22 protein-coding genes are annotated in these 22,654 nt (G+C 58.0%); 20 read left to right on the forward strand and 2 right to left on the reverse strand.

The features are described from left to right. The first annotated feature begins 78 nt into the window (after nucleotides 1-78). From HVA01_RS11195 to HVA01_RS11230, 8 genes are all read left to right on the forward strand, one after another. Nucleotides 79-2,136, forward strand: a complete 2,058-nt coding sequence (locus HVA01_RS11195; protein ID WP_146875499.1) for a putative bifunctional diguanylate cyclase/phosphodiesterase — start codon at nucleotides 79-81, stop codon at nucleotides 2,134-2,136. A gap of 104 nt (nucleotides 2,137-2,240) precedes the next feature. After that, nucleotides 2,241-3,644 carry an argininosuccinate lyase gene (gene argH / locus HVA01_RS11200; RefSeq protein WP_146875500.1) on the forward strand — a complete coding sequence of 468 codons (1,404 nt, stop codon included), beginning with the start codon at nucleotides 2,241-2,243 and terminating at the stop codon, nucleotides 3,642-3,644. Next, nucleotides 3,641-3,772: an LPS translocon maturation chaperone LptM gene (gene lptM / locus HVA01_RS11205; protein ID WP_146875501.1), complete on the forward strand. Its 132-nt coding sequence runs from the start codon at nucleotides 3,641-3,643 to the stop codon at nucleotides 3,770-3,772. The genes argH and lptM overlap by 4 nt, the downstream gene beginning before the upstream one ends. A gap of 44 nt (nucleotides 3,773-3,816) precedes the next feature. Beyond that, on the forward strand, nucleotides 3,817-5,088 hold the full coding sequence (lysA, locus tag HVA01_RS11210) for a diaminopimelate decarboxylase (RefSeq protein WP_146875502.1): 1,272 nt from the start codon (nucleotides 3,817-3,819) through the stop codon (nucleotides 5,086-5,088). Further along, nucleotides 5,088-5,921: a diaminopimelate epimerase gene (gene dapF / locus HVA01_RS11215; RefSeq protein ID WP_146875503.1), complete on the forward strand. Its 834-nt coding sequence runs from the start codon at nucleotides 5,088-5,090 to the stop codon at nucleotides 5,919-5,921. The genes lysA and dapF overlap by 1 nt, the downstream gene beginning before the upstream one ends. A gap of 16 nt (nucleotides 5,922-5,937) precedes the next feature. After that, on the forward strand, nucleotides 5,938-6,648 hold the full coding sequence (locus HVA01_RS11220; protein ID WP_146875504.1) for a DUF484 family protein: 711 nt from the start codon (nucleotides 5,938-5,940) through the stop codon (nucleotides 6,646-6,648). After that, entirely contained in the window at nucleotides 6,641-7,585 is a 945-nt protein-coding gene (locus HVA01_RS11225; RefSeq protein WP_146875505.1) for a tyrosine recombinase XerC, read from the forward strand. The genes HVA01_RS11220 and HVA01_RS11225 overlap by 8 nt, the downstream gene beginning before the upstream one ends. Beyond that, nucleotides 7,582-8,319: an HAD family hydrolase gene (locus HVA01_RS11230; protein WP_146875506.1), complete on the forward strand. Its 738-nt coding sequence runs from the start codon at nucleotides 7,582-7,584 to the stop codon at nucleotides 8,317-8,319. Before HVA01_RS11225 ends, HVA01_RS11230 begins: the two co-directional genes overlap by 4 nt. A gap of 336 nt (nucleotides 8,320-8,655) precedes the next feature. Here HVA01_RS11230 and yihA read toward each other — a convergent pair whose 3' ends face one another. Then, a complete protein-coding gene (gene yihA / locus HVA01_RS11235; protein WP_146875507.1) occupies nucleotides 8,656-9,303 on the reverse strand; it encodes a ribosome biogenesis GTP-binding protein YihA/YsxC in 648 nt (215 codons plus the stop codon). A gap of 366 nt (nucleotides 9,304-9,669) precedes the next feature. Here yihA and HVA01_RS11240 point away from each other — a divergent pair, with 366 nt between their 5' ends. The 10 genes from HVA01_RS11240 (at nucleotide 9,670) to dtd (ending at nucleotide 18,540) form a co-directional block, all read left to right on the forward strand. Continuing rightward, complete coding sequence (locus HVA01_RS11240) at nucleotides 9,670-10,299, forward strand: c-type cytochrome (RefSeq protein ID WP_146875508.1); 630 nt, start codon at nucleotides 9,670-9,672, stop codon at nucleotides 10,297-10,299. Nucleotides 10,300-10,447: 148 nt separating this feature from the next. Beyond that, nucleotides 10,448-11,080 carry a thiol:disulfide interchange protein DsbA/DsbL gene (locus tag HVA01_RS11245; RefSeq protein ID WP_146875527.1) on the forward strand — a complete coding sequence of 211 codons (633 nt, stop codon included), beginning with the start codon at nucleotides 10,448-10,450 and terminating at the stop codon, nucleotides 11,078-11,080. A 38-nt stretch (nucleotides 11,081-11,118) separates the two neighbouring features. Beyond that, nucleotides 11,119-11,919 (forward strand): endonuclease/exonuclease/phosphatase family protein, encoded by an 801-nt coding sequence (locus HVA01_RS11250; RefSeq protein WP_146875528.1) that lies wholly within the window; start codon nucleotides 11,119-11,121, stop codon nucleotides 11,917-11,919. A 184-nt stretch (nucleotides 11,920-12,103) separates the two neighbouring features. Then, the gene (locus HVA01_RS11255) at nucleotides 12,104-12,664 is read left to right on the forward strand and encodes a TRAP transporter small permease subunit (RefSeq protein WP_146875509.1); all 561 of its coding nucleotides are present in this window, start codon (nucleotides 12,104-12,106) and stop codon (nucleotides 12,662-12,664) included. Beyond that, on the forward strand, nucleotides 12,664-14,073 hold the full coding sequence (locus tag HVA01_RS11260) for a TRAP transporter large permease (RefSeq protein WP_146875510.1): 1,410 nt from the start codon (nucleotides 12,664-12,666) through the stop codon (nucleotides 14,071-14,073). Before HVA01_RS11255 ends, HVA01_RS11260 begins: the two co-directional genes overlap by 1 nt. A 166-nt stretch (nucleotides 14,074-14,239) precedes the next feature. After that, nucleotides 14,240-15,352 (forward strand): TRAP transporter substrate-binding protein, encoded by a 1,113-nt coding sequence (locus tag HVA01_RS11265; protein ID WP_146875511.1) that lies wholly within the window; start codon nucleotides 14,240-14,242, stop codon nucleotides 15,350-15,352. A 192-nt stretch (nucleotides 15,353-15,544) separates the two neighbouring features. Next, nucleotides 15,545-16,387 carry a bifunctional hydroxymethylpyrimidine kinase/phosphomethylpyrimidine kinase gene (thiD, locus tag HVA01_RS11270; protein WP_146875512.1) on the forward strand — a complete coding sequence of 281 codons (843 nt, stop codon included), beginning with the start codon at nucleotides 15,545-15,547 and terminating at the stop codon, nucleotides 16,385-16,387. A 103-nt stretch (nucleotides 16,388-16,490) separates the two neighbouring features. Then, nucleotides 16,491-17,384: a universal stress protein gene (locus HVA01_RS11275; protein WP_246129588.1), complete on the forward strand. Its 894-nt coding sequence runs from the start codon at nucleotides 16,491-16,493 to the stop codon at nucleotides 17,382-17,384. 113 nt (nucleotides 17,385-17,497) lie between these two features. Beyond that, on the forward strand, nucleotides 17,498-18,082 hold the full coding sequence (locus HVA01_RS11280) for a chalcone isomerase family protein (protein WP_146875513.1): 585 nt from the start codon (nucleotides 17,498-17,500) through the stop codon (nucleotides 18,080-18,082). A gap of 20 nt (nucleotides 18,083-18,102) precedes the next feature. Next, on the forward strand, nucleotides 18,103-18,540 hold the full coding sequence (dtd, locus tag HVA01_RS11285; RefSeq protein WP_146875514.1) for a D-aminoacyl-tRNA deacylase: 438 nt from the start codon (nucleotides 18,103-18,105) through the stop codon (nucleotides 18,538-18,540). Between the two features lie 12 nt (nucleotides 18,541-18,552). On the opposite strand, the gene HVA01_RS11290 is transcribed toward dtd, so the two are convergent. Beyond that, complete coding sequence (locus tag HVA01_RS11290; RefSeq protein WP_146875515.1) at nucleotides 18,553-20,529, reverse strand: ATP-binding cassette domain-containing protein; 1,977 nt, start codon at nucleotides 20,527-20,529, stop codon at nucleotides 18,553-18,555. Between the two features lie 28 nt (nucleotides 20,530-20,557). On the opposite strand from HVA01_RS11290, the gene HVA01_RS11295 reads away from it, so the two are divergent. Beyond that, a complete protein-coding gene (locus HVA01_RS11295; RefSeq protein WP_146875516.1) occupies nucleotides 20,558-21,145 on the forward strand; it encodes a TIGR02444 family protein in 588 nt (195 codons plus the stop codon). A 257-nt stretch (nucleotides 21,146-21,402) separates the two neighbouring features. Then, a complete protein-coding gene (locus HVA01_RS11300) occupies nucleotides 21,403-22,449 on the forward strand; it encodes a TRAP transporter substrate-binding protein (RefSeq protein WP_146875517.1) in 1,047 nt (348 codons plus the stop codon). The last annotated feature ends 205 nt before the right edge of the window (nucleotides 22,450-22,654 follow it).

Genomic DNA, 22,654 nt, shown 5'->3' on the forward strand with positions numbered 1-22,654 from the left:
CGGCCACACAGTAAAAATAACCGCCCCAATTAAACGTTAGCACCGCGTCGTTATTCACTCATTTAGTTAGGCCATGTCATGCTCCCGGTTGCCTCTCAATGCCAGCTAGACCAGTTTTTCCTGCTTTCTCGGGACCTGTTCTGTTGTATCGACTTTAAAGGCACGTTGCTGCAAGTCAATCCAGCCTTCGAGACGCTGCTGGGGTATTCGTCCGAAACGTTGATCGGGCATGCGTTTGGGATGGTGATTGAGCCACAGGATCATCCCGTCATTGACGAAGCGCTTGAGCAGATGCGTCATCATGCCAAGGTGGCGCCCTTTGAGGTGCGCGCTATCTCGTCGGCGGGTAAGCGGCATTGGTTAGAGGTCACGCCGTCGTTGGGCGATAACGTCATTTATGTGATCGCTCGGGTGATTACCCGGCGCAAAGCGAATGAGCACCAGCTGAAGCTGTTGGAGCGTAGCGTTGAGTCGAGTACCAACGGGATTATCATTGCGGATGCTCTGGGCCACGACCTGCCGATTGTTTACGCCAATGCGGCTTTTGAGCGTATTACCGGTTACCCACGCAGCCAAATTCTGGGGCGCAACTGCCGCTTTCTGCAGGGTGACGAGACCGATCCTGAAGCCATTAAGCAGCTACGGTGTGCGATTGCCGAACAGCGTGAAGTGCACGTAGTGATACGTAACTATCGACGTAGCGGGGCGGTGTTTTGGAACGACCTGCACATCTCGCCGGTGCGTGATGAAACCGGGCAAGTGACCCACTTTATTGGCGTGCAAAACGATATTTCTGAGCAGCGCGAATACCAAGCACAGCTCACCTACAACGCCCACCACGATGCCCTGACAGGGTTACCCAATCGCCTGATGCTCGCCGAGCGTTTGCAACAGGGGTGCGTGCTGGCGCGCCGTTACCAGCGCTATCTTGGGGTGCTGTTTATTGATCTGGACGATTTCAAACCGATCAACGATACGCTTGGCCATGAGGTGGGCGACTTTATTTTGGTCGAGGTTGCCAAACGGCTGGAAAATGAACTGCGCCCCTGGGATACGGTAGCCCGGTTTGGCAGTGATGAGTTCATTGTCCTGCTGCCGGATCTGGCCCACCAGGATGATGTGATACAAGTAGTCGAGCGGGTTCTCCAGGGGCTTTCGCCCCCTTACTGGTATCGCGGTAGCGAGCTGCGCATTACGGCCAGTATCGGCATCGCGATCAACGACGGCAGCATAGAAGACCCGCGTCATCTCATCCAACAAGCCGATTTGGCGATGTACAAGGCCAAGCGACGCGGGCGCAATACCTACCACTGGTATACCGACGACTTGAATCGCAAAGTGAGCGAACGCGTCAGCTTGCGCAGCGCGCTACAGCAAGCCATTGAGCAGCAGCAGTTTGAGCTGCATTACCAGCCGCAAATCCACGCGCCCAGTGGTCGCGTAGTGGGGGTTGAAGCGCTGATCCGCTGGCAGCACCCAGAGCGCGGGAATATTCCGCCGTCTGAGTTTATTGGCCTTGCAGAAGATACCGGTCAGATCATGCCGATCAGCGAGTGGGTGCTGGCCAGGGCCTGTCGCGATGCCCAGGAGCTTAACGCCATGGGCGTTGGCCCGATTACCATGGCGGTTAATATCTCCCCCATGCATTTCCAGCGGCCGGGGTTTTTGGCCTCGATTCAGCAGGTGCTGGCCGATACGGGCTTGGCGCCAGCGCTTCTCGAGCTGGAGATTACCGAAGGCGTGCTCATGGAGAGTGCCGAGCAAGCCATGCAAGTGCTGCAAGGATTACGCCACTTGGGCGTGCTGATTGCCCTGGATGATTTTGGCACCGGCTTTTCTAGTCTGAGCTATCTAAAACGCTTACCCATTAGCTGCATCAAAATCGACCGCTCCTTCGTGCGTGATGTCATCAACGACCGCCACGATGCGGCGATTATCGATGGTGTGGTTGCCATGGCAGGCAAAATGGAGCTGGAAGTGCTGGTCGAAGGCGTGGAAGAGGTCGAGCAGTTTAACTACCTTCAACAGCACGGCTGTGACTATTTTCAGGGCTACTACTTTGCTCGTCCTAGGCCCCTCAACGACCTCCGCGCGTTTTTGCGCAAACCGCCGGCGTTTATAACCTCCCTTGCATAGCGATGGCGGGGCGCTGAAATAAAAACGGCGTGCCGCTGACCGGGGCGATTCTGGTACACTTTCGACCAACGACTCCTTTGTATTGTCAGCAGGATATACCTTCGATGAGCCAAGCTACGAATCAGTCTTGGGGCGGTCGCTTTAGCGAGCCCACCGACGCCTTTGTCGCCCGTTTCACCGCGTCTGTTAATTTCGATCAGCGCCTGGCCCCCCAGGACATTCAGGGCTCCATTGCCCACGCCACCATGCTGGCCCGGGTCGGCGTGCTGACCGATGACGAGCGCGACAGTATTATTAACGGCCTGAAAGAGATTCAGGGCGAGATCGAGCGGGGCGAATTTAACTGGTCGGTGCCGCTGGAAGACGTGCACATGAACATTGAGGCGCGGCTAACCGAAAAGATCGGCATTACCGGCAAAAAGCTCCACACCGGGCGCTCTCGCAACGACCAGGTTGCCACCGATATCCGCCTGTTTTTACGCGATGAAATCGACGTTATCGAAGTGGAGCTCAAGCGCCTGCGCGAAGGCATGATTGAGCTGGCTGACCGCGAAGCCGAGACCATTATGCCCGGCTTTACCCACCTGCAAACCGCTCAGCCGGTCACTTTTGGCCACCATATCCTGGCCTGGCAGGAGATGCTTGCGCGCGATCACGAACGCCTGCTGGACTGCCGCAAGCGGGTGAATGTTTTGCCGCTGGGCGCCGCCGCGCTGGCCGGCACTACTTATCCCATTGACCGCCACGTCACCGCAGAGCTGTTGGGCTTTGACCGCCCGACGGAGAACTCCCTGGACGCGGTGTCGGATCGCGACTTTGCGATTGAATTCACCAGCTTTGCCAGCATCCTATTGATGCACCTGTCGCGCATGAGCGAAGAACTGGTGCTGTGGACCAGCGCGCAGTTCGATTTTATCGACCTGCCCGACCGCTTCTGCACCGGCTCCTCGATCATGCCGCAGAAGAAAAACCCCGACGTGCCTGAACTGGTGCGCGGCAAAACCGGCCGCGTGTACGGTCACTTAATGAGCCTGCTGACGCTGATGAAGTCCCAGCCACTGGCCTACAATAAAGACAACCAGGAAGACAAAGAGCCGCTTTTCGACGCCGTGGATACCGTGCGCGACTGCCTAAAAGCCTTCGCCGATATGGTGCCCGCCATTGAACCCAAAAAAGCCAGCATGTACGAAGCGGCGCGGCGTGGGTTTTCCACCGCAACGGACCTGGCCGACTACCTGGTGCGCAAAGGGGTGGCCTTCCGGGATGCCCACGAAATCGTCGGCCAGTCCGTGGCTTACGGCCTTAAAACAGAAAAAGATCTCTCCGAAATGCGCCTGGATGAGCTTAAGCAGTTCTCCGTCACGATTGAGCAGGATGTGTTCGAGGTGTTAACCCTGGAAGGCTCGGTGGCTGCCCGCAATCATATTGGTGGCACAGCACCCAACCAGGTGCGAGCGGCTGCCCAGCGGGCACGCGAGGCCTTGAGCGCGTTCAAGGCGGGCGCATGAAAACGCTGGCAACCATGGCCCTTTTGGCGCTGCTGTTAACCGCGGTGGCGGGCTGTGGGCAAAAAGGGCCGCTGTATATGCCCGACGATGAAGCCGCCACCGAGCAGTCTAACCAGTTGGCTGAATAGACCGGCGCTGGTGCAGGGCTGGAGCAGGAGAAGGGGAGAGCAACATGGACTATTTTAACTACCGCGATGGCGTGCTGTACGCCGAAGATGTACCGCTGTCACGGATTGCCGACGAGCACGGTACGCCTTGCTACGTTTACTCCAAGGCGACGTTTGAGCGCCATTTTCGTGCCTACACAGAAGCGCTGGGCAGCCACCCGCACCTGATTTGCTATGCCGTCAAGGCCAACTCCAACCTGGCGGTGCTGGGCCTGTTGGCCAAGCTTGGCGCGGGGTTCGATATTGTCTCCATCGGTGAGCTTGAGCGCGTGCTCAAGGCCGGTGGCGACCCGGCCAAGGTGGTGTTTTCCGGTGTTGCCAAGCAGGCCCACGAAATGGCCCGCGCGCTGGACGTGGGCATTAAGTGTTTTAACGTTGAATCGCGCCCCGAGCTTGAGCGCTTGAATCGCGTCGCCGGCGAGCAGGGTAAAATCGCCCCGGTCTCGCTGCGCGTGAACCCGGATGTAGACGCGGGCACCCACCCGTATATCTCCACTGGCCTGAAAGACAACAAGTTCGGTATTCCGGTCGATGAAGCGTTGGCGGTGTATGAGTTGGCGGCGAGCCTGCCTAACCTGCGGGTCAAGGGGCTCGATTGCCACATTGGTTCACAGCTCACTGAAACGGCGCCCTTCCTGGATGCGCTTGATCGTTTGCTAATGCTCATGGAACGCCTGCGTGAGCGGGGGATCGAAATCGACCACCTCGATCTCGGCGGCGGCTTGGGCGTGCCTTACCGCGATGAAAAACCACCCCAGCCGTTCGATTACGCCAGCCAGCTGCTGTCGCGCCTGTCACGCTGGGAAGGCGGCGAAGCGCTTACCCTGCTGTTTGAACCAGGCCGTTCTATCGCTGCCAATGCCGGGGTCATGCTGACCCGGGTGGAGTTTTTGAAGCCAGGCGAGAGCAAAAACTTCGCCATTGTCGATGCGGCCATGAACGATTTGATTCGCCCGGCGCTGTACCAAGCCTGGCAGGCGATTGTGCCGGTGGATACCCGCGAAATGCGCGCAAGCGCCCTTTACGATGTCGTCGGCCCGGTGTGCGAAACCGGTGATTTCCTGGGCAAAGAGCGCGAGCTGGCGATTGCCGAAGGCGACCTGCTGGCGGTGCGTTCGGCAGGCGCCTACGGTTTTGTCATGGCGTCGAACTACAATAGCCGCCCCCGCGCCGCCGAACTCATGGTCGATGGCGACAGCTGCCACGTGGTACGTGCGCGGGAAACCGTTGCCAACCTATGGGCGGGTGAAGCACTGCTGCCCGAAGGGAGGCACTGATGCTGTTGCACTTCACCAAAATGCACGGCCTGGGCAATGACTTTGTCATGGTCGATCTGGTTACTCAGCGTGCGCGGCTGGACGCAGCGCAAATTCGCGCGCTGGCTGATCGGCGATTTGGCATTGGCTTTGACCAGCTGCTAGTGGTCGAGCCGCCGCGTGATCCGGAGATGGACTTTCGCTACCGTATTTATAATGCCGACGGCGGCGAAGTAGAGAACTGTGGCAACGGGGCGCGCTGTTTCGCCCGCTTCGTGCGTGATCAGCGGCTGACCCACAAGCATGAAATCCATGTGGAAACCGCCGGCGGCCCGCTGATGCTCAGCGTGCAGCACGACGGCTTGGTGCGCGTGGATATGGGCCGCCCGCGGTTTAGCCCCGTGGCGATACCCTTTGACGCCCCTGGCGACCAACCGCTACACCCGCTGGAAGTGGGCGACGAAACGCTGAATATCGCCGTGGTTTCGATGGGCAATCCCCACGCGGTGCTGCAGGTCGATAGCGTGGAGAGTGCGCCGGTTGAACGGCTGGGGCCGTTGGTAGAAGCACATCCCCGCTTTCCCAAGCGTGTTAACGTAGGCTTTATGCAGGTACTCTCGCCGAGTGAAATTCGCTTGCGCGTTTACGAGCGCGGCAGCGGCGAAACACTGGCCTGCGGTACCGGCGCCTGCGCGGCGGTGGCCAGCGGCATTCGTCAGGGGCTGCTAAAAAGCCCGGTAAAAGTCCACTTATCCGGTGGCGAGCTGAGTATCGAATGGCCCGACCCCGAAGGGGCGCTGACCATGGTGGGCCCCGCTACACGCGTCTTTGATGGCCGCGTAGCACTGAATTAACTTGAGGAGAACGGCGATGTCAGAAGCCCCCGAACCCCGCAAAACGCTCGACCCTGATCAAGTGGCGTTCTGGCTGGCGCGTCATCCCGATTTTTTCGTCGGCCGCGAGGGACTGCTCCAGCAGCTGCAGGTGCCGCACCCGCATATCGACGGCGCGGTGTCGCTGCTAGAGCGGCTGGTCTTTGACCTGCGCAAGCGCGCGGAAACCGCCGAAGGCCGCCTGGAACACCTGCTGGAAACCGCCCGCCATAACGAGTCCCAGTACCGGCGGCTGCGCGAAACGCTGATTGCCCTGGTCGAAGCGCCGGACCGCGATGCGCTGGCGCAGGCGTTGGCCGCCCAGCTTAGCGAACGCTTTGAGACCCCCGCCATGGCGCTGTGGTGCCCTGCGTCGTTAAGCGATGATGAGCCAGCGCCGCCGCAGCCGCCGCGTCATGTACTGAATCAATACGCTAGCACTCGGCTGTCGGCGCTGCTGGATGGCCGCACCAGCCGCTGCGTTAAGCTTAGCGTCAGCGACTGGAAGTGCTTGCTGCCCCACGCCAAAGCGCCTCGCAAGGCGGGTTCCTGCGCGATTTCGCGCCTGTCCGCCGGTGATCCGCTGGGCTACTTGCTGCTGGCCAGCCCCAGCCCCGATGCTTACCGGGCCAGTATGGACACGCTGTTCACTGAGTACCTGGGCGATATCGTCGCACGCTTGCTGGTGCGCCTGGGCGATCATGGCTGAATCCTTGGTGGTAGAGTCAGCCCTGGCCCAGCGTGTTGCGGCCTTTTTGAGCGCGCTGGCGAGCCACGCAAGCCCGGCCACCGTTGAGGCCTACCGGCATGATCTGGCGGCGCTTTGCGCTTTTACCCAGCGTCGCGAGGTGACCGATCCAGCGGCGTTGGATACCGGGCTGCTGCGGGCGTTTTTGGGCGCCGAGCGTAGCCGTGGCCTGGCGCCTAGAAGCCTTGCCCGGCGCCGAGCGGCGCTTTCCCGCTTCGCCGATTACTTGGTCAAGCAGGGCGTGCTGGCCGATAATCCGGTGGGCCTGCTGCGCACGCCTAAACAGCCCAGCCACCTGCCCCGCCCGGTGGATGTCGATGCCCTGGCACGCTTTCTCGATACCCCTCACGACGGCTCGCCGCTGGGCGTGCGCGATCAAGCCATTCTTGAGCTGTTTTATTCCAGCGGGCTGCGTTTAGCCGAGTTGGCGGCGCTTGATCTGGGCGATTTGCAAAACAGTCGGGTCCGAGTGATCGGTAAAGGCGGCAAACCCCGTCAGGTGCCGGTTGGGCGCCGCGCTCAGCAGGCGTTGGCCGAATGGCTGGGTTGCCGCTCAGCGCTTGCACCCATGGATGAGGCTGCGCTATTTGTAGGACAGCGTGGCACCCGGTTGGGCCACCGTGCCATTCAAAAACGCTTAGCACAGCTGTCGCTGGCGCGTGGCCTGCCCGAGCACCTGCACCCGCACCGCTTGCGCCACTCCTTTGCCAGCCACTTGCTGGAATCGAGCCAGGATCTGCGTGCGGTGCAGGAGCTGTTGGGTCACGCCAATTTGTCGACCACGCAAATCTATACCCGGCTTGACTGGCAGCACCTCGCCACCAGCTACGATGCCGCCCACCCCCGGGCCAAGCGAGGCCCCAACGACCGCGCAAATAGCCCCAGGAGCAAGCCATGACGACACTGAAGGCGATTACCTTCGATCTCGATGATACGCTGTGGGACAACCATGGGGTGATGGCGCGTACCGAGGAGGGGCATTACCGCTGGCTATTGGAAGCGCTTGCAGCGTGGCATGACACGCGCCAGGAACCAATCCTTAAATTAACCCACGATGATGGCGGGTACGATTATCTGCAGCGGCGCCAACAGCTGGCCAAACAGGTGCCCGAACGGCGCGGTGACTTCACCTGGCTGCGTTTGCGCGCCCTGGAGGCCCAGTTGGAAACTCAGGGCCTGCCCCGCAGTGCGGCGTTGATGTGGGCAGCCGCGGCGATGAATGAGTTTCACCGCCTACGCGTGCAGGTTACTCCGCACCCAGAAGCGGCTGGCTTGCTGACCGCTCTGGCGGAGCGCTACCAGCTGGCGGCGATCACCAACGGTAATATTCACCTTCAACGTCAGCCGCTGGCAGCCTACTTTCCGGTGGCGATCGCCGCTGGCGAGTTACTGGCGCCCAAGCCAGACCCAACGCCTTTTCTTACCGCGCTCTCGCGTTTAAACGTGGCCCCCGAATGCGCTATGCACGTGGGTGACTCTTGGCAGGAAGATGTGCTGCCCGCGCAACAGTTGGGCATGCACGCGGTGTGGATTTCCGCGATGGAGGATCAAGCGCTTCCACCGCGCGTGCACCGCATCGCGCATATTAAGGAGCTGCCTAGCGTGCTGCAGTGGTTAGAAAACCGTCGTTAGCAACGTCGTTAAATGAATGCTTTTCGTCACTCAGTGTGGAATTAACTCTGCCAGCATGAGGGTAGCTCCTGTGGGAGGGAGCTTCAGCTCGCGAATGTTTGGGCTACTAGCATGATGAAACTAAGGGGGTGCCTGCGGCACCCTTCGCCGAAGTGTCGGACCACCGAAGTGTCGGACCACGCTGAAGCGGCCTCCCACAACAGATAGCTGGCTTAGTGGTTGCGATCTGAACCGTGAGATACAAAATAGCCAACCAATCTTAAATCCACATTAGATGACGGATAGCCTCAATGAAGTGGTTAAACAAGTTGTTAGGCAAGCGACGTTTGAGAAACGTTACTCCGGCGATTCCGGCGGTGTATACAGCCACTGATTGAGTTTCTGTGACAGCGTATCGACGCCGTCGCGCTTGAGAGAAGAGAACAGCTGAACGGAGACCAGATCTTCCCACTCTTTCAAGCTCGAACGTACTTTTTGCAACGCAGCGCTGGCAGGCCCTTTTTTCAGCTTGTCGGCTTTGGTGAGCAGAATATGCACCGGCATTTCGCGCTGGTCGGCGTAATCGAGCATCATCTGATCAAATTCGGTGAGCGGGTGGCGCACGTCCATTAGCAGTACTAAACCGCGCAGACTAAACCGGTTGCGAAGATACTCGGCCAGGTGTTTTTGCCACTCTAGCTTGACCGACTCGGGTACCTTGGCGTAGCCGTAGCCCGGTAGGTCGACCAATCGCCGCGACTCGTCGTTCATGATGCTAAAAAAGTTGATAAGCTGGGTACGGCCTGGAGTGCGCGAGGTGCGCGCCAAGGCGTTTTGCTGGGTTAACGCGTTGATAGCGCTTGATTTGCCTGCATTTGAACGCCCGGCAAAGGCCACCTCGGCACCGGTATCGTCCGGGCATAGCGCCAGGGTCGGGGCGCTGATAAGAAATTGGGCCGTCGGGTAGTTCAGCCGAGGGACTGGGCTATCATGGAGGGTAGACATGGAATTAATCCTGGAAAACGAACATAAAAGCGGTCTGATCAGCAGCTTAACAGCTTATTATCACCTAACCCTACGTAGCTTGCGGGCGTGGTAGTGAAGCATGCGAGGGCACTATGAGCAGTACTGCGACGAATTACCCCTAAAGCAGACCAGGACTTGCATTCCCGCCGCTGGGGTGATTCGTTATAATGCAAGCGGTTCATATCTGCGACCTGGGGCGCTAGTATACCATCATCGCCCTCTAGCCGGCAGCGACCAACGCGACACGTTGTTCGTTTTGGCGGAGCTGACCCTGGTAATTTGTGGAGCCTGGGAAGCGCCCAGAGTGCATACCAGTCAAACATAAAACGGCATAGTGGAATAGCAATGAGAAAGTTACTGGCAAGCCTAGCAATTACCATGGGCGCCGTTGGCACCGCCCACGCACAAACGGATTACCAAGCCGATGCTGACGCATCCGCAGGTCAGGAAATGGCCCAAACCTGCGCCGCCTGTCATGGGCAGCAAGGCATCAGTGCCGTGCCGACATTTCCCAATCTGGCAGGGCAGCAAATGTCCTATTTGGCCAAGCAGATTATGGATATCCGCGATGGCAATCGCATGGTTGCCCAAATGGCAGGGCAGGTAGACGACTTTTCGGACCAAGACGCCTGGGACGTGGCGGCGTACTTTGCTCAGCAAGACGCTAACTTAGGGCAAGCCAACGATGAAAACGCGGAACTACTCGCCCGTGGTGAAGAGCTGTACCGCGCTGGCGATATGTCCAAGGGTATACCTGCGTGTTCCGCGTGCCACACGCCCACAGGGGTCGGTATTGGTAGCGCCGTTTATCCGGCCCTTTCCGGTCAGCATGTTGAGTACACGGTTTCAACGCTCCAGGACTTTGCGGCTGGCGAGCGTAACAACAGCCCCAACAACATCATGGGCGATATCGCTTCCAAAATGAGCGATAACGATATGCAAGCCGTGGCTAACTATGTATTAGGCTTGAACTAGCTCTTAGGGAGCCGATCTGGCGATGTGCGCTCGCTGAGGGAACCCGCTACCGTATCCTAGGTCTTAGTTTGCGCTTACCCACGGAGAAACTTATACGATGTCTATTAAAGCTATGCTTAAAATGCGCCCGATGTCCAAGACGCGCCCGATGTTCAAAACGTTAATCGTTGCTCTGGCCGGTTTGGGGCTTTCCGCGGTAGTCAGTGCTCAGGAAGTGGTAGAAGGCCAGGACTACGAACTGCTTGAGTCGCCGGTAGAGACCCAGGTCGACGATGGGCAAATTGAAGTCACCGAAGTGTTTTGGTTTGGCTGCCCGCACTGTTACCGGCTGCAAACACCGGTTAACGAGTGGTACGAGACGCTGGAAGACGACGTAAGCGTTGTCAAAATGCCTGCCACCATGGGCGGCGATTGGAATACCCACGCGACCGCTTTCTACGCCGCCCAATCGTTGGGTATTGAAGACGAGCTGCACGCTGATTTCTTCAATGCGATTCATCAGGAAGACCGTTCGCTGACAGAAACCGATGATATTGCTGACTTTTTTGCTGACTATGGCGTAAACGAAGAAGAAGCCAGGCAAGCGCTCACCGCTTTTAGCGTGCGCAGCGAAGTCAATAACGCTAACAGCCGCATGCGTGAGATGAAGTTGATGGGAGTGCCTGCGCTGGTGATTGATGGTCGCTACCTGGTTACGCCGAGCTCCGCCGGCAGCCTGGATAATATGCCCCAGGTCGCTGATGCGCTGGTTGAACAGGTGCGTGCTGAGCGCGAAGAATAATCGTGTTGCGTGAGGTAAGGGGTGGCGATGAGGCCGCGATGGGTAATGCTCACTCATCGCTGCAAGCGGATGGCCATCTGCGCCTGCTGACGTTTAACCTGCAGGTGGGCATCCAGACGTCTGCGTATCATCACTATTTCACCCGTAGTTGGCAGCACCTGCTGCCCCATCCTCGTCGCCAGCAGCGCCTGGATATCATGGGCGACGTGCTGAGCAAGTTCGATATAGTCGGGCTGCAAGAGGTTGATGGCGGCAGCTTTCGTTCCAGTCGCGTCAATCAAGTCGAATATCTCGCTACCAAGGCGGGATTTCCTCATCATTTTCAGCAGCTAAACCGTAACCTGGGGCGCATCGCGCAGCACAGTAACGGGCTGCTGTCGCGCTTGGTGCCCAGTCAAATCGAAGAGCACCGTTTGCCCGGCGCAATGCCGGGTCGCGGGGCGATTCACGCCCGCTTTGGCGAGGGCCCCGATGCGCTGCATATCTTTGTGGCCCACTTAGCGCTCAGCCACCGAGGGCGTGTGCGCCAGCTCAACTATTTAAGCGAGATTATCCAGCCACTGCGTCACGTAGTGGTCATGGGGGATCTCAACTGTACCCCCGATCAGCTGCACGCCCACGAGCGTTTTAGCGCCTCGCTGCCGCTGCACCCGGTTAAGCCACTGCTGAGCTACCCCTCCTGGCAACCGCGCCGCGCGCTGGACCATATTCTGTTGTCGCAGTCGCTAGAGGTCGCTGAAGTGCGCGTGTTGGACCATCTGTTCTCTGATCACCTGCCGATCGCCGTGGATCTGCCGCTGCCCGAGGCCTGCTTAACGGCGATTCGCCCAAGCGGTTAGCCACAGTACTTAAACACCACAGTACTTAAACACCACAGTACTGAGCCACAGCACTTCGAGTAATTAGCCTAAGTGTTTAGTCCTACAAGCGTATCTTGTCGCCTGTGGGCGCTGCATTGTCTGGTTATATGCGCTATTGTCTGGGGCGCTGACTCCCCTTGGTCGTATTACGCGAGACACTGCTATGTCGGACACAACACAACTACCTGCGTTTATTGCTGCGCTGGACCGCGCTTCAGAGTGGTTCGGGCGTACACTTGCCTGGCTGATCATCATTATGATGTTGATTCAGTTCGCGATTGTACTGCTTCGCTATGTCTTCAGCGTAAACAGCATTTTTATGCAAGAACTAGTGATGTATATGCACGCCAGCGTGTTTATGCTCGCTGCTGCCTATACCTTTCGCCACGATGGCCATGTGCGGGTAGACATCTTCTATCGGGGGATGACCCCACGCCGCCAGGCGTTAGTCAATGTGGTGGGCATTATTACGCTATTGATGCCTGTCATGGTGTTCATCATTGCTTCCAGCCTGGGCTACGTTACCAACTCATGGCGCATTCTGGAAAGCTCCCCGGACTATGGCGGCATCCCGGCTGTTTTCGCATTGAAAACCTTAATTCCGCTGTTTGCGCTGCTGATGATCGTGCAAGGCGTGATTGAGTTGGTACGCAATGGCTACGTGGTGGCGGGGCGGATAGCGCCCTCTGCCACGGGTGGCAGCCATCTTGAGGAGCGCATTTAATGCTGGAATTTATGCCGGTAATTTTATTTGCCGTGATCTGTATGGTGTTGATGTTCGGCTTTCCGGTGGCGCTTTCGCTGGCGGGCACGGCGTTATTATTTGCCGGTATGGGGCTGGGCCTGGAAGCGATGGGTATCGACGCCAATTTCGATAGTGGCTATCTTGCCGCCTTGCCCAACCGGCTCTACGGGATTATGACCAACCAGACGCTGTTGGCGGTGCCGCTATTTGTGTTAATGGGCGTGTTGCTGGAAAAATCCAAAGTGGCTGAGACGCTGCTGGATGCCATGGCCCTGTTGTTTGGTTCATTGCGCGGCGGCCTGGGCATTTCGGTGACCCTGGTGGGCATGCTGATGGCGGCCTCTACCGGTATTGTCGGGGCCACGGTGGTCACCATGGGCTTGATGTCGCTGCCCACCATGCTCAAGCGTGGCTACAGTACTTCTCTGGCTACCGGTACGATTTGCGCCACCGGCACGCTGGGCCAGATTATCCCCCCCTCCATCGCGTTGGTCCTGCTGGGTGATGTGCTGTCATCGGCGTATCAACAGGCGCAGCTGGACATGGGCATTTTCAGCCCTAAAACTGTCTCCGTGGGCGACCTGTTTATGGGCGCGCTGGTGCCGGGGTTACTGCTGGTCGTGATGTACATGATTTACGTAGCCATTGTCGCGTGGTTGCGCCCGCAGATGGCCCCCGCCGCTGACCGCGAAGAGCTAATGGCCGAGCTTGGCCACACCTCTGGGCTGGGCATGCTGCTACTTAAAGGCCTAGTGCCGCCGGTGGTGTTGATTGTGGCCGTGCTGGGGTCGATCCTAAGCGGCTTTGCCACGCCGACCGAAGCCTCGTCGGTCGGGGCGTTTGGCGCGTTGGTGTTAGCGCTGGCTTACCGTCAGCTCGACATGAAGACCCTAAAAGAGGTGCTGCGCTCGACCGCTAACGTCACCACCATGGTGTTTATGATCCTGATCGGTGCGGCGTTGTTTTCGCTGGTCTTTCGCGCCTACGGCGGCGAACACATGGTGACCGAACTATTCGAGGGAATGCCCGGCGGCGTGGTGGGCGCGACGCTGATCGTCATGCTGGTGATATTTCTGCTCGGCTTTATTCTCGACTTTATCGAGATTACCTTTGTGGTCGTGCCTATCGTCGGGCCGATTCTGCTCGCCATGGGGCTTGACCCCATCTGGCTGGGCATCATGATCGCGATCAACCTGCAGACATCCTTCTTAACCCCGCCGTTTGGCTTCGCGCTGTTTTATCTGCGCGGCGTGGCGCCTCCCTCGGTGCCTACGTCGGCCATCTATCGCGGTGTTATCCCGTTTATCCTAATGCAGCTGGGTATGTTGCTGATGCTGACGTTTTTCCCACAGTTGGCAACGTGGCTGCCCGCACAGTTTGGCTCATAAAGGGTAAGTTGAAAAACATTGCTGCTATCAACGTTAAGAAGTGACAACCTAATCAAAAAGCAGTAAACAGCCATTAATGGCCTGTCGTAAACCGCCTAGTGTTCTATGCTAGGCGGCGTATTCCCTACTCATAATAGTAATAATAGAAAGTAAGAGGTTTAACCACATGAAAGCCAAAACACTCCCCGTCGCCATCGCCATGACGACGGCACTTTCCGCCAGTCTGCTGGTGGTATCTGGTTTTGATAACCAGGCGCAAGCTCAAGAAAACGAGTTCCGTTGGAAAATGGTCACCTCCTGGCCGAAGAATTTCCCCGGCGTGGGTCAAGGGCCCGAGCGCCTTTCTCAGCTGGTCGACGACATGTCGGATGGTCGTCTAACCATCGAAGTCTTCGGCGCGGGCCAACTGGTGCCAGGGTTTGAAGTCTTTGACGCCGTTTCCGACGGTACCGCCGAGCTGGGCCACTCCGCCTCCTACTACTGGAAGGGTAAAGCCCCCGCTGCGCAGTTCTTTGCCGCCGTGCCGTTTGGCATGAATGCCCAGGAAATGAACGCCTGGCTAAGCTTCGGTGGCGGTATGGAGCTGTGGAACGAGCTGTACGATGATTTTGGTGTTGACGTGTTGGTGGCTGGTGCCTCGGGCGTACAGATGGGCGGCTGGTACAACAAAGAAATCAACTCCGTTGATGACCTGAACGGCCTGAAAATGCGTATGCCCGGCCTGGGTGGCGAAGTCATGAGCCGCATGGGCGTGGCCATTGTGAACATGCCGGGCGGTGAGATTTTTACCTCGCTACAGTCCGGCGCGATTGACGCCACCGAGTGGATCGGCCCTTACAACGACCTTGCCTTTGGTCTCCATCAGGCGGCAGATTACTACTACTACCCAGGCTGGCATGAACCCACGGTGATGTTCGAGGCGATCGTCAACGAAGAGGCTTTTGCGGAGCTGCCAGCGGATCTGCAGGCGATCCTGCGTACCGCCATTAGCGACGTTAACCAAAGCGTGCTGGATGAGTACACCGCGCGTAACAACGATGCACTGGAAACCCTGGTCAACGAGCACGATGTCGAGCTGCGCCGCATTCCCGACGACGTACTCGCCCAAGCGCGCGAATACTCGTCTGAGGTGGTGGGCGAACTGGCTGAAACAAGTGAATTGGCCACCCGTATTTATGACTCTTATCAGGCCTTCCAGGACAAGGTCGAGGATTATCACGCCATCTCCGAACAGGCCTACTACAACGCGCGTAACCCTGAGGGCGATACTACTCAGTAGTTGGGTTTTTCAGCACGCGAGCACGCAAAAGCCGCCTTCGGGCGGCTTTTGTGGGTTAGATAGACTATGTTTTTAGATAGCCTAGGTTGTTAGATGGTCTATGTTGTTAGAGAGTTTATGGTTTAAGGCAGCACAATGGATGCCGCTTGGGTATCCTAGGTCGATACTTACTAATTTGCTGACAGGACCCTCATGGCTACCGATTCCCGCCTGGCTAATGTACTGACGATTGCTGGCTCCGATCCTTCTGGCGGCGCTGGCTTGCAGGGCGATTTGAAAACGTTCTCAGCGCTGGGCGTTTACGGCACCAATGTCATCACCGCGGTGATCGCCCAGAATACCTGCGGGGTGGCCTCGGTGTATCCCGTCTCGCCCCAGGCGATTCGCGAGCAGCTGGAGCACCTGCTCGACGATGTGGCGATAGACGCGGTTAAAATCGGCATGGTCGCCAGCCGCGAAGTGGCCGAGGTGATTGCTGAGGTGCTGAGCCAGCGCCGTCCACGCTGGATCGTACTCGACCCGGTGATGGTGGCCAAAAGCGGCGATATTCTGGTCGATAATGATGGCATCCACGCCGTGCGCGATATCCTGGTGCCGCTTGCTGATGTGATAACGCCTAACCTGCCGGAAGCTGCGGTGCTGCTGGATACGCCAACGCCCACCACGCCGGACGCGATGGAAGCAATGCTGCCCGCCCTGACACAGCTAGGTGCCCCCTATGTGGTGCTGAAAGGCGGCCATTTACGCGGGGCAACCTGCCCAGACCTGTTAGCCACGCCCAGCCGCCATGAATGGCTGCCCGCCTCACGCATTGATACCGATAACCTGCACGGTACCGGCTGTGCGCTCTCCTCGGCGATTGCCGCCTGCTTGGCGAAGTTGCCCGCCGAGGCCGCCGCCGAGGCCCCCGCTGATGCGCCGGTGGCGGCGATTAGCGAGGCCAAGCAGTGGCTGCATGCTGCCCTGGAGGCGAGTGTGCGTTTAAATGTCGGCAAAGGGCGCGGCCCGGTGCATCACTTTTACGCCTGGTGGTAACGGTATCGGCTTGCCAGAAAAGGCGTTGCGCACCATGCTGAAGATTCGACTGTTCGCTTAACGGCTTGTCGGGCTGAGTTGCTCGGCCAAGGAGCGTTTCGCCATGCCTCGCACCATGCCAAGTACTAGCTCAAGTACGATCTCAAGTGCTCTCCCAAGTACGATTCTGTTTGCCACCGACCTTTCCGCTGAGAATCGCGCTGCTTGTGCTCGGGCGCTAAGGTTGGCCTATGCCCGGGGCGTTCAGCTAGACGTGCTGCACGTGTTGGACCCTTACCTGCCGCGGCGTGTGCTGCGCGATATTGAAAGCGCGGTGGTCGAAGATATTACCGCCATCGCGACCGACCTGCGCGAAGACTACGGCCTCGAAGCGCCCCAAACGTTGATCCAAACCGTCACCGGCTCGCCTCACACTGAGATTATCCGCGAGGCCCATGAGCGCAATGCCGAGCTGATTATTTTGGGTATGCACCGCAAGCGGGGCCAAAAAGACCTGCTGGCGGGCACCACCGTTATGCGCGTGCTGCGCAGCGCCCCGTGCCCAGTGGTGGTGTCCTTTTATCAACCCACCCAGCCCTGGCGGCACATTTTAGTGCCTATCGATTTTTCGCTGACCGCGCGGCATACCTTAAAAGAGGCGCTAATCCGCTTCCCTGAAGCGACGCTTACCCTGCTGCACGCCTGGTCGTTGCCCGGTGAACGCGAGCTGGGTTCACAGGCGTATTACGCCCATTGGCGTGAACATGAGGTGCGGCGCCTGCGCGAGCAGTTGAATAACGAAATTGATAGCCTGATGGGAGAGCTCGACGGGGTGCCCGACGTAGAGCTAGTGCTAGAGCAGGGCGCGCCCTGCGATGTATTGCAGGCGTATATGAAGCGGCACTCCCCCGATTTGGTGATGATCGGCAGCCGGGGTCAGCCTCACCACGTTAGCCAAGTCACGGAAATGCTGTTGAGTGAGCCCCACTGCGACCTGATGCTTTGCCGCGCCTGGTAAGTGCTCACTGCTAGCGGTCGTTGGTTAATGCCGCACAGGTAGTAATAAGCTGTTGTACGGAACCTTTATTGGCTGTAATGGTATGTATAGCGATACAGCCACTAGGAGGTTCTATGTCCATATACATGCCGCAAGCTCGGCGCGTCGCTCAATTGGCAACGCTATTGGCGGGTCTATTGATGATCCCCTGGGCCATGGCCAATAGCGTGACTGTAAAAGGCGAAACGTTTGAGCGCACAGTAGAAGAGCATGGCCAGCGCTATCACCTTATCGGTAGCGGCGTGTTGCGCTATATGATCTGGACGGCCTACGCCGGTGCCTATTACCAAGCGGCAGATGACACCCAGCCGCAGCCGTTGAGTGATGTGCCGCGGCGTCTGGAACTGGCCTATTTTCACGCCATTGAAGCCTCCGAGTTTGTCGAAGCCACCACCGACACGCTACGCGACAACCTGACGGCCTATGAGTATGCGCAGTTGGAAACCCAGATTGATGCCTTCAACGCAAGCTATCAGGATGTTGAACCACAAGATCGCTACGTACTCAGCTGGGACGGCGATACCCTGCGGCTGGTGTTAAATGGCGATACGCTATTTGAGGGCGGTAACGCAGAACTGGCCAACGCGATGTTCGGCATCTGGTTGGGCGAGCGGCCTTTAAAAGAAGGCTTTCGCGATGCGCTATTAGGCAGAGACTAACGCAGTGAGGGAAATGAACGTTGAAAGCTTTGATTCAGCGGGTAAAGCGCGCAAGCGTAGAAGTAGACAGCCATATTGTCGGCCGTATCGACCACGGGTTGCTGGCGCTGGTGGGGGTGGAGAAGCACGATGACGCCACTAGCGTGGAAAAGCTGCTGCATAAGCTGCTGCATTACCGGGTATTCAGCGACGCCGAGGGCAAAATGAACCACAATCTACAGCAGGCGAAGGGCGGCCTGTTGCTCGTCTCCCAGTTCACTCTGGCGGCAGATACACGCAAAGGGCTGCGGCCCAGCTTTTCCAGCGCCGCTCCCCCCGCCCAGGGCGAAGCGCTGTTTGACTTACTGGTGGCGCAGGCTCGCACGGCCTGGCCGAACGTGGCCACCGGTGAATTTGGCGCCGCTATGCAGGTAGCGCTGATCAACGATGGCCCGGTCACGTTTTTGTTGGAAAGCTAGCCCAGCGTGATGCTAGCTGGCCGCATTTTCGCTTTCGAGCAGCTCGGCTTCCATTGTTTCCAATGACTCTTCGGCGCTCAGCCACTGCCGCTCCGACGCGTCCAAACGCGCTTTAATTTCAGCCTGCTGGCTAAGCGTCTTGGTCAGTTCGGCTTTGCGGTTGCTGTCGGTGTAGAGCTCAGGGTCCGCCAACACTTGTTCGACCTTATCAAGCTCCTGCTGGGCCTTTTCCATGGCCTTTTCCGCCTGATCGCGCTGCTTTTTCAGCGGGCGCAATTTTTCGCGCAGCTCGGCGGCCGCTTTGCGCGATGCTTTGCGCGCCTCACGGCTGTCGCCGCTGGGTTGCTGGCTCTGACGCTCGGCTTTTTCGCCGCGGGAATCCCGGCGGCTCTCTTCCAGCCGTGCTTTAAGCCACACCCGGTAGTCTTCCAAATCGCCGTCGAAAGGCTCGACGCGGTTATCCGCCACCTTCCAAAACTCATCCACGGTGGCACGCAGCAGATGACGGTCGTGTGAGACCAAAATCACCGTGCCTTCGAAGCTGGCCAGCGCTTGGGTTAACGCTTCGCGCATCTCCAAATCCAGGTGGTTGGTGGGCTCATCGAGCAGCAGCAGATTGGGCTTTTGCCAAGCGACGAGCGCCAGTGCCAGGCGGGCTTTCTCACCCCCGGAGTAGTTAGCGACTTTGCCGAAGGCGTCATCGCCCTTAAACCCAAAGCCGCCCAGGAAATTACGGATATCCTGGTCGCTGGCGGTGGGCGAAAGGCGTTGCACATGCACAAAGGGCGTCGACGTCACGTCCAGGCTCTCAAGCTGGTGCTGGGCGAAGTAGCCAATCGCCAAATGCTCGCCAGGGATGCGTTTGCCGTTAAGCAGCTCAAGTTCCCCGGTTAGCGATTTGATCAGCGTCGATTTGCCCGCCCCGTTGGGCCCCAGCAGGCCGATTCGGCTGCCGGGCAACAGGGTAACGTTGACCTTATCCAGCTGCACATTGTCATCACTCCCGTCGCCGCTTTTGCCCCGATAACCGAGCTGGGCCTGGTCGAGTACCAATAGGGGGTGCGAGGTTTTATCGGCGGCGGGCAGCGTGAAGTGGAAGGGGGAATCGACGTGGGCGACGGCGATATCTTCCATCCGCTCGAGCATCTTGACCCGGCTTTGGGCCTGCTTCGCCTTGGTTGCCTGGGCTTTAAAGCGGGTAATAAAACGCTCGATTTCCTCCCGGCGCGCCTGCTGTTTGGCCGCTTCAGCCTGCTGCAGGGCCAGCTTTTCGGCGCGGGTGCGTTCAAACTGGGAATAATTGCCGCGGTAAAGCTCCAGCGTTTGATGGTGCATATGCACGATGTGATCGCACACCGCATCCAAAAAGTCGCGGTCGTGGGAAATCAGCAGCAGCGTACCGGGGTAGCGGGTCAGCCACTGCTCCAGCCATAGCAGAGCGTCCAAATCCAGGTGGTTGGTAGGCTCATCGAGCAGCAATAAGTCGGAAGGCATAAACAGCGTGCGGGCGAGGTTGACCCGCATCCGCCAACCGCCGGAAAACGCCGAGAGCGGTCGGGTGAGGTCTGCCTGGAGGAAGCCCAGCCCCACGAGTAGCTGCGCCGCACGTGATTCCGCGCGGTAGCCATCCAGGGTTTCAATTAAACCGTGCAGTTCGGCTTCGCGGTGGGCCTCGCCGGCTTCGCGGGCAGCGTGTAAGTCGGCTTCTGCCTGACGCAGGGCGAGATCGCCATCGAGTACGTACTCAATAATCGGGCGGTCGAGGGTGTCGACTTCCTGGGCCATGTGCGCGATGCGCTGGCCGCCGCTCATCTCGATATCGCCCTGGTCGGGGCCCAGTTCGCCCAGCAGGAGTTTGAACAGGCTCGATTTACCGGCGCCGTTTGCCCCGATAATACCGGCCTTTACCCCACTGTTCAGGGTAATATCCGCGTTGTCGAGTAGCGTTTGCGTGCCGCGTTGCAGGGCGACTTGGCGCAGTGCGATCATGCCTTCTCCGAAAAAAGTGGGTCATTTGATGCGAGAGTCTATTACGCTTGATTCTACCCGATTGCAGCGCCTACAGCAGACACCGTTATGGGATTTCGCGTTGGCGCTCTACGCCAAGCCCGGCGTCGAGGCGGCGTGCCTAACGCTTCAAGAGGAGGCTGAGCTAGACGTATGCGAGGTAATTTTCCATTGCTGGCTTTACACCTGCGGCTTGGAAGCCGAACCCGCCGCGCTTGCTCGCCAGCGTGAACAGCGCCGCCGTTGGCAGTGCCATGTGACCACGGTATTGCGTGGGTTACGCCGCGATTTAAAAGCCTCCGCGGCCTCGAGCGAGTCCGTGGCAAGGCTGCGTGAGACCATCAAACAGGCTGAATTGATGGCCGAGCGTGAGAACCTTCAACGTTGGCAGGCATGGGTTTGGGAAGCGTCTAGCGTTGATCTGCCGGTCAGAAATATCACTGAAATGCCGCTAGATTCGGCAAAATGGCTGCGAAAACAGCTGCTTTACGCCACCACTGACCCTCCGGCGTCTGCAGCGCTGAAAAGCCAAACGGCCTCGCTTCAGGCGCTACAAACGCTTACTTTGCAGCTTGACCCCCACCAAGGAGCGCGCTAGCCTGAATTTAAGCTGATTTTAAATTACCTAGCGTTATTCGCTCGCTAGCATGCAGCAACAAACACATCACTGCCTGGTAGCGAACGGCTGGCTAGTAGCACATGTAGTAGCCAATACAGGCCAACGAATAACAGTGTCGTGTTAAGAGACACGAGGCGGGCTCAACGGTTAAAACATCGCGTTTTAATCACTGGGTTTTCAAAACTAGGTTGTTGCGCACTCGTACAGCGCGCTTACCACTGCAAGGGGAACACCGCATGAAGGCAAGCAAATCCGTTTCTACTCGTTCTGTAACCACTAAATTAATGACAACGGCAAGCGTAGGCGCACTGCTGTTTGGTCTCAGCGCCGCTGCTCAAGCAGACAACTGGCGCTACGCCCACGAAGAGTATGAAGGTGACGTTCAAGACGTATTTGCCTACGCTTTTAAAGAGTATGTTGAAGACAACTCAGACCACACCGTACAGGTTTACCGCTTTGGTGAGCTGGGTGAGTCTGACGACATTATGGAGCAGACCCAGAACGGCATTCTGCAGTTCGTCAATCAGTCGCCCGGCTTTACCGGCTCGCTGATTCCTGAAGCGCAGATCTTCTTCATCCCTTACTTATTGCCCACCGACGAAGAGACCGTTCTCGAGTTCTTTGAAGAAAGTAAAGCGATCAACGAGATGTTTCCAGAGCTTTATGCCGAACAAGGCCTAGAGCTGCTGAAAATGTATCCAGAAGGCGAGATGGTCATTACCACCAACGAGCCGTTTACCACGCCGGAAGGCCTGGATAACATGAAAATACGCACCATGACCAATCCGTTGTTAACGGAAACCTATGAAGCCTTTGGCGCAACGCCGACGCCATTGCCATGGGGCGAAGTTTACGGAGGCCTGCAGACCGGCATTATCGATGGCCAAGAAAACCCGATTTTCTGGATCGAGTCTGGCGGTTTGTATGAAGTGTCGCCACACCTGACCTTCACCGGCCACGGCTGGTTCACGACCGCGATGATGGCTAATCAGGATTTCTACGAAGGTCTGCCTGAAGAAGATCAACAGCTGGTGCAAGAAGCCTCTGATGCCGCTTACGATCACACCATCGAGCATATCAAGGGCTTGGCTGAAGAGTCGCTTGAGAAGATCCAGGCAGCATCCGATGAAGTGACCGTAACGCGTCTGAATGAAGAGCAAATTCAAGCCTTCCGTGAGCGTGCGCCGGAAGTTGAAGAAGCCTTCCTGAAAATGACCGGTGAAGACGGTGAAGAGCTGCTTGAGCAGTTTAAAGCCGACCTTGAAGCCGTCACCAACGATTAATCACCGTTAAGCCGCACCGGCAAAACGGGTGATTAGCACCAGGGGCAGCACAGGCTGCCCCTTTTTTTGTGGTGCGGCGTTCAGTATTCAGCGCTCGGCCAGGTTTTTTTACCGCGTTACTCTCGAATGTCGTACATCTAGCGTTGAATCACCTGCGGCGTCCTGCCGTTACGCTAGGGTTAACTGTGCCGACGGCACTAATTCG

Origin of the sequence: Halovibrio variabilis, from assembly GCF_007991175.1 — a bacterium.
GTDB classification, from domain to species: domain Bacteria; phylum Pseudomonadota; class Gammaproteobacteria; order Pseudomonadales; family Halomonadaceae; genus Vreelandella; species Vreelandella variabilis.

Bases quoted from the DNA above. Each gene is read 5' to 3' on its own strand.
- lptM (WP_146875501.1), top strand. From the start codon at position 3,641: ATGAAAACGCTGGCAACCATGGCCCTTTTGGCGCTGCTGTTAACCGCG.
- HVA01_RS11275 (WP_246129588.1), top strand. From the start codon at position 16,491: ATGCCTCGCACCATGCCAAGTACTAGCTCAAGTACGATCTCAAGTGCT.
- HVA01_RS11295 (WP_146875516.1), top strand. From the start codon at position 20,558: ATGCGAGAGTCTATTACGCTTGATTCTACCCGATTGCAGCGCCTACAG.
- HVA01_RS11255 (WP_146875509.1), top strand. From the start codon at position 12,104: ATGTCGGACACAACACAACTACCTGCGTTTATTGCTGCGCTGGACCGC.
- HVA01_RS11260 (WP_146875510.1), top strand. From the start codon at position 12,664: ATGCTGGAATTTATGCCGGTAATTTTATTTGCCGTGATCTGTATGGTG.
- lysA (WP_146875502.1), top strand. From the start codon at position 3,817: ATGGACTATTTTAACTACCGCGATGGCGTGCTGTACGCCGAAGATGTA.
- HVA01_RS11280 (WP_146875513.1), top strand. From the start codon at position 17,498: ATGTCCATATACATGCCGCAAGCTCGGCGCGTCGCTCAATTGGCAACG.
- HVA01_RS11220 (WP_146875504.1), top strand. From the start codon at position 5,938: ATGTCAGAAGCCCCCGAACCCCGCAAAACGCTCGACCCTGATCAAGTG.
- HVA01_RS11300 (WP_146875517.1), top strand. From the start codon at position 21,403: ATGAAGGCAAGCAAATCCGTTTCTACTCGTTCTGTAACCACTAAATTA.
- HVA01_RS11250 (WP_146875528.1), top strand. From the start codon at position 11,119: ATGGGTAATGCTCACTCATCGCTGCAAGCGGATGGCCATCTGCGCCTG.
- HVA01_RS11290 (WP_146875515.1), bottom strand. From the start codon at position 20,529: ATGATCGCACTGCGCCAAGTCGCCCTGCAACGCGGCACGCAAACGCTA.
- HVA01_RS11230 (WP_146875506.1), top strand. From the start codon at position 7,582: ATGACGACACTGAAGGCGATTACCTTCGATCTCGATGATACGCTGTGG.
- HVA01_RS11240 (WP_146875508.1), top strand. From the start codon at position 9,670: ATGAGAAAGTTACTGGCAAGCCTAGCAATTACCATGGGCGCCGTTGGC.
- thiD (WP_146875512.1), top strand. From the start codon at position 15,545: ATGGCTACCGATTCCCGCCTGGCTAATGTACTGACGATTGCTGGCTCC.
- HVA01_RS11245 (WP_146875527.1), top strand. From the start codon at position 10,448: ATGTTCAAAACGTTAATCGTTGCTCTGGCCGGTTTGGGGCTTTCCGCG.
- HVA01_RS11265 (WP_146875511.1), top strand. From the start codon at position 14,240: ATGAAAGCCAAAACACTCCCCGTCGCCATCGCCATGACGACGGCACTT.
- HVA01_RS11195 (WP_146875499.1), top strand. From the start codon at position 79: ATGCTCCCGGTTGCCTCTCAATGCCAGCTAGACCAGTTTTTCCTGCTT.
- dapF (WP_146875503.1), top strand. From the start codon at position 5,088: ATGCTGTTGCACTTCACCAAAATGCACGGCCTGGGCAATGACTTTGTC.
- HVA01_RS11225 (WP_146875505.1), top strand. From the start codon at position 6,641: ATGGCTGAATCCTTGGTGGTAGAGTCAGCCCTGGCCCAGCGTGTTGCG.
- argH (WP_146875500.1), top strand. From the start codon at position 2,241: ATGAGCCAAGCTACGAATCAGTCTTGGGGCGGTCGCTTTAGCGAGCCC.
- yihA (WP_146875507.1), bottom strand. From the start codon at position 9,303: ATGTCTACCCTCCATGATAGCCCAGTCCCTCGGCTGAACTACCCGACG.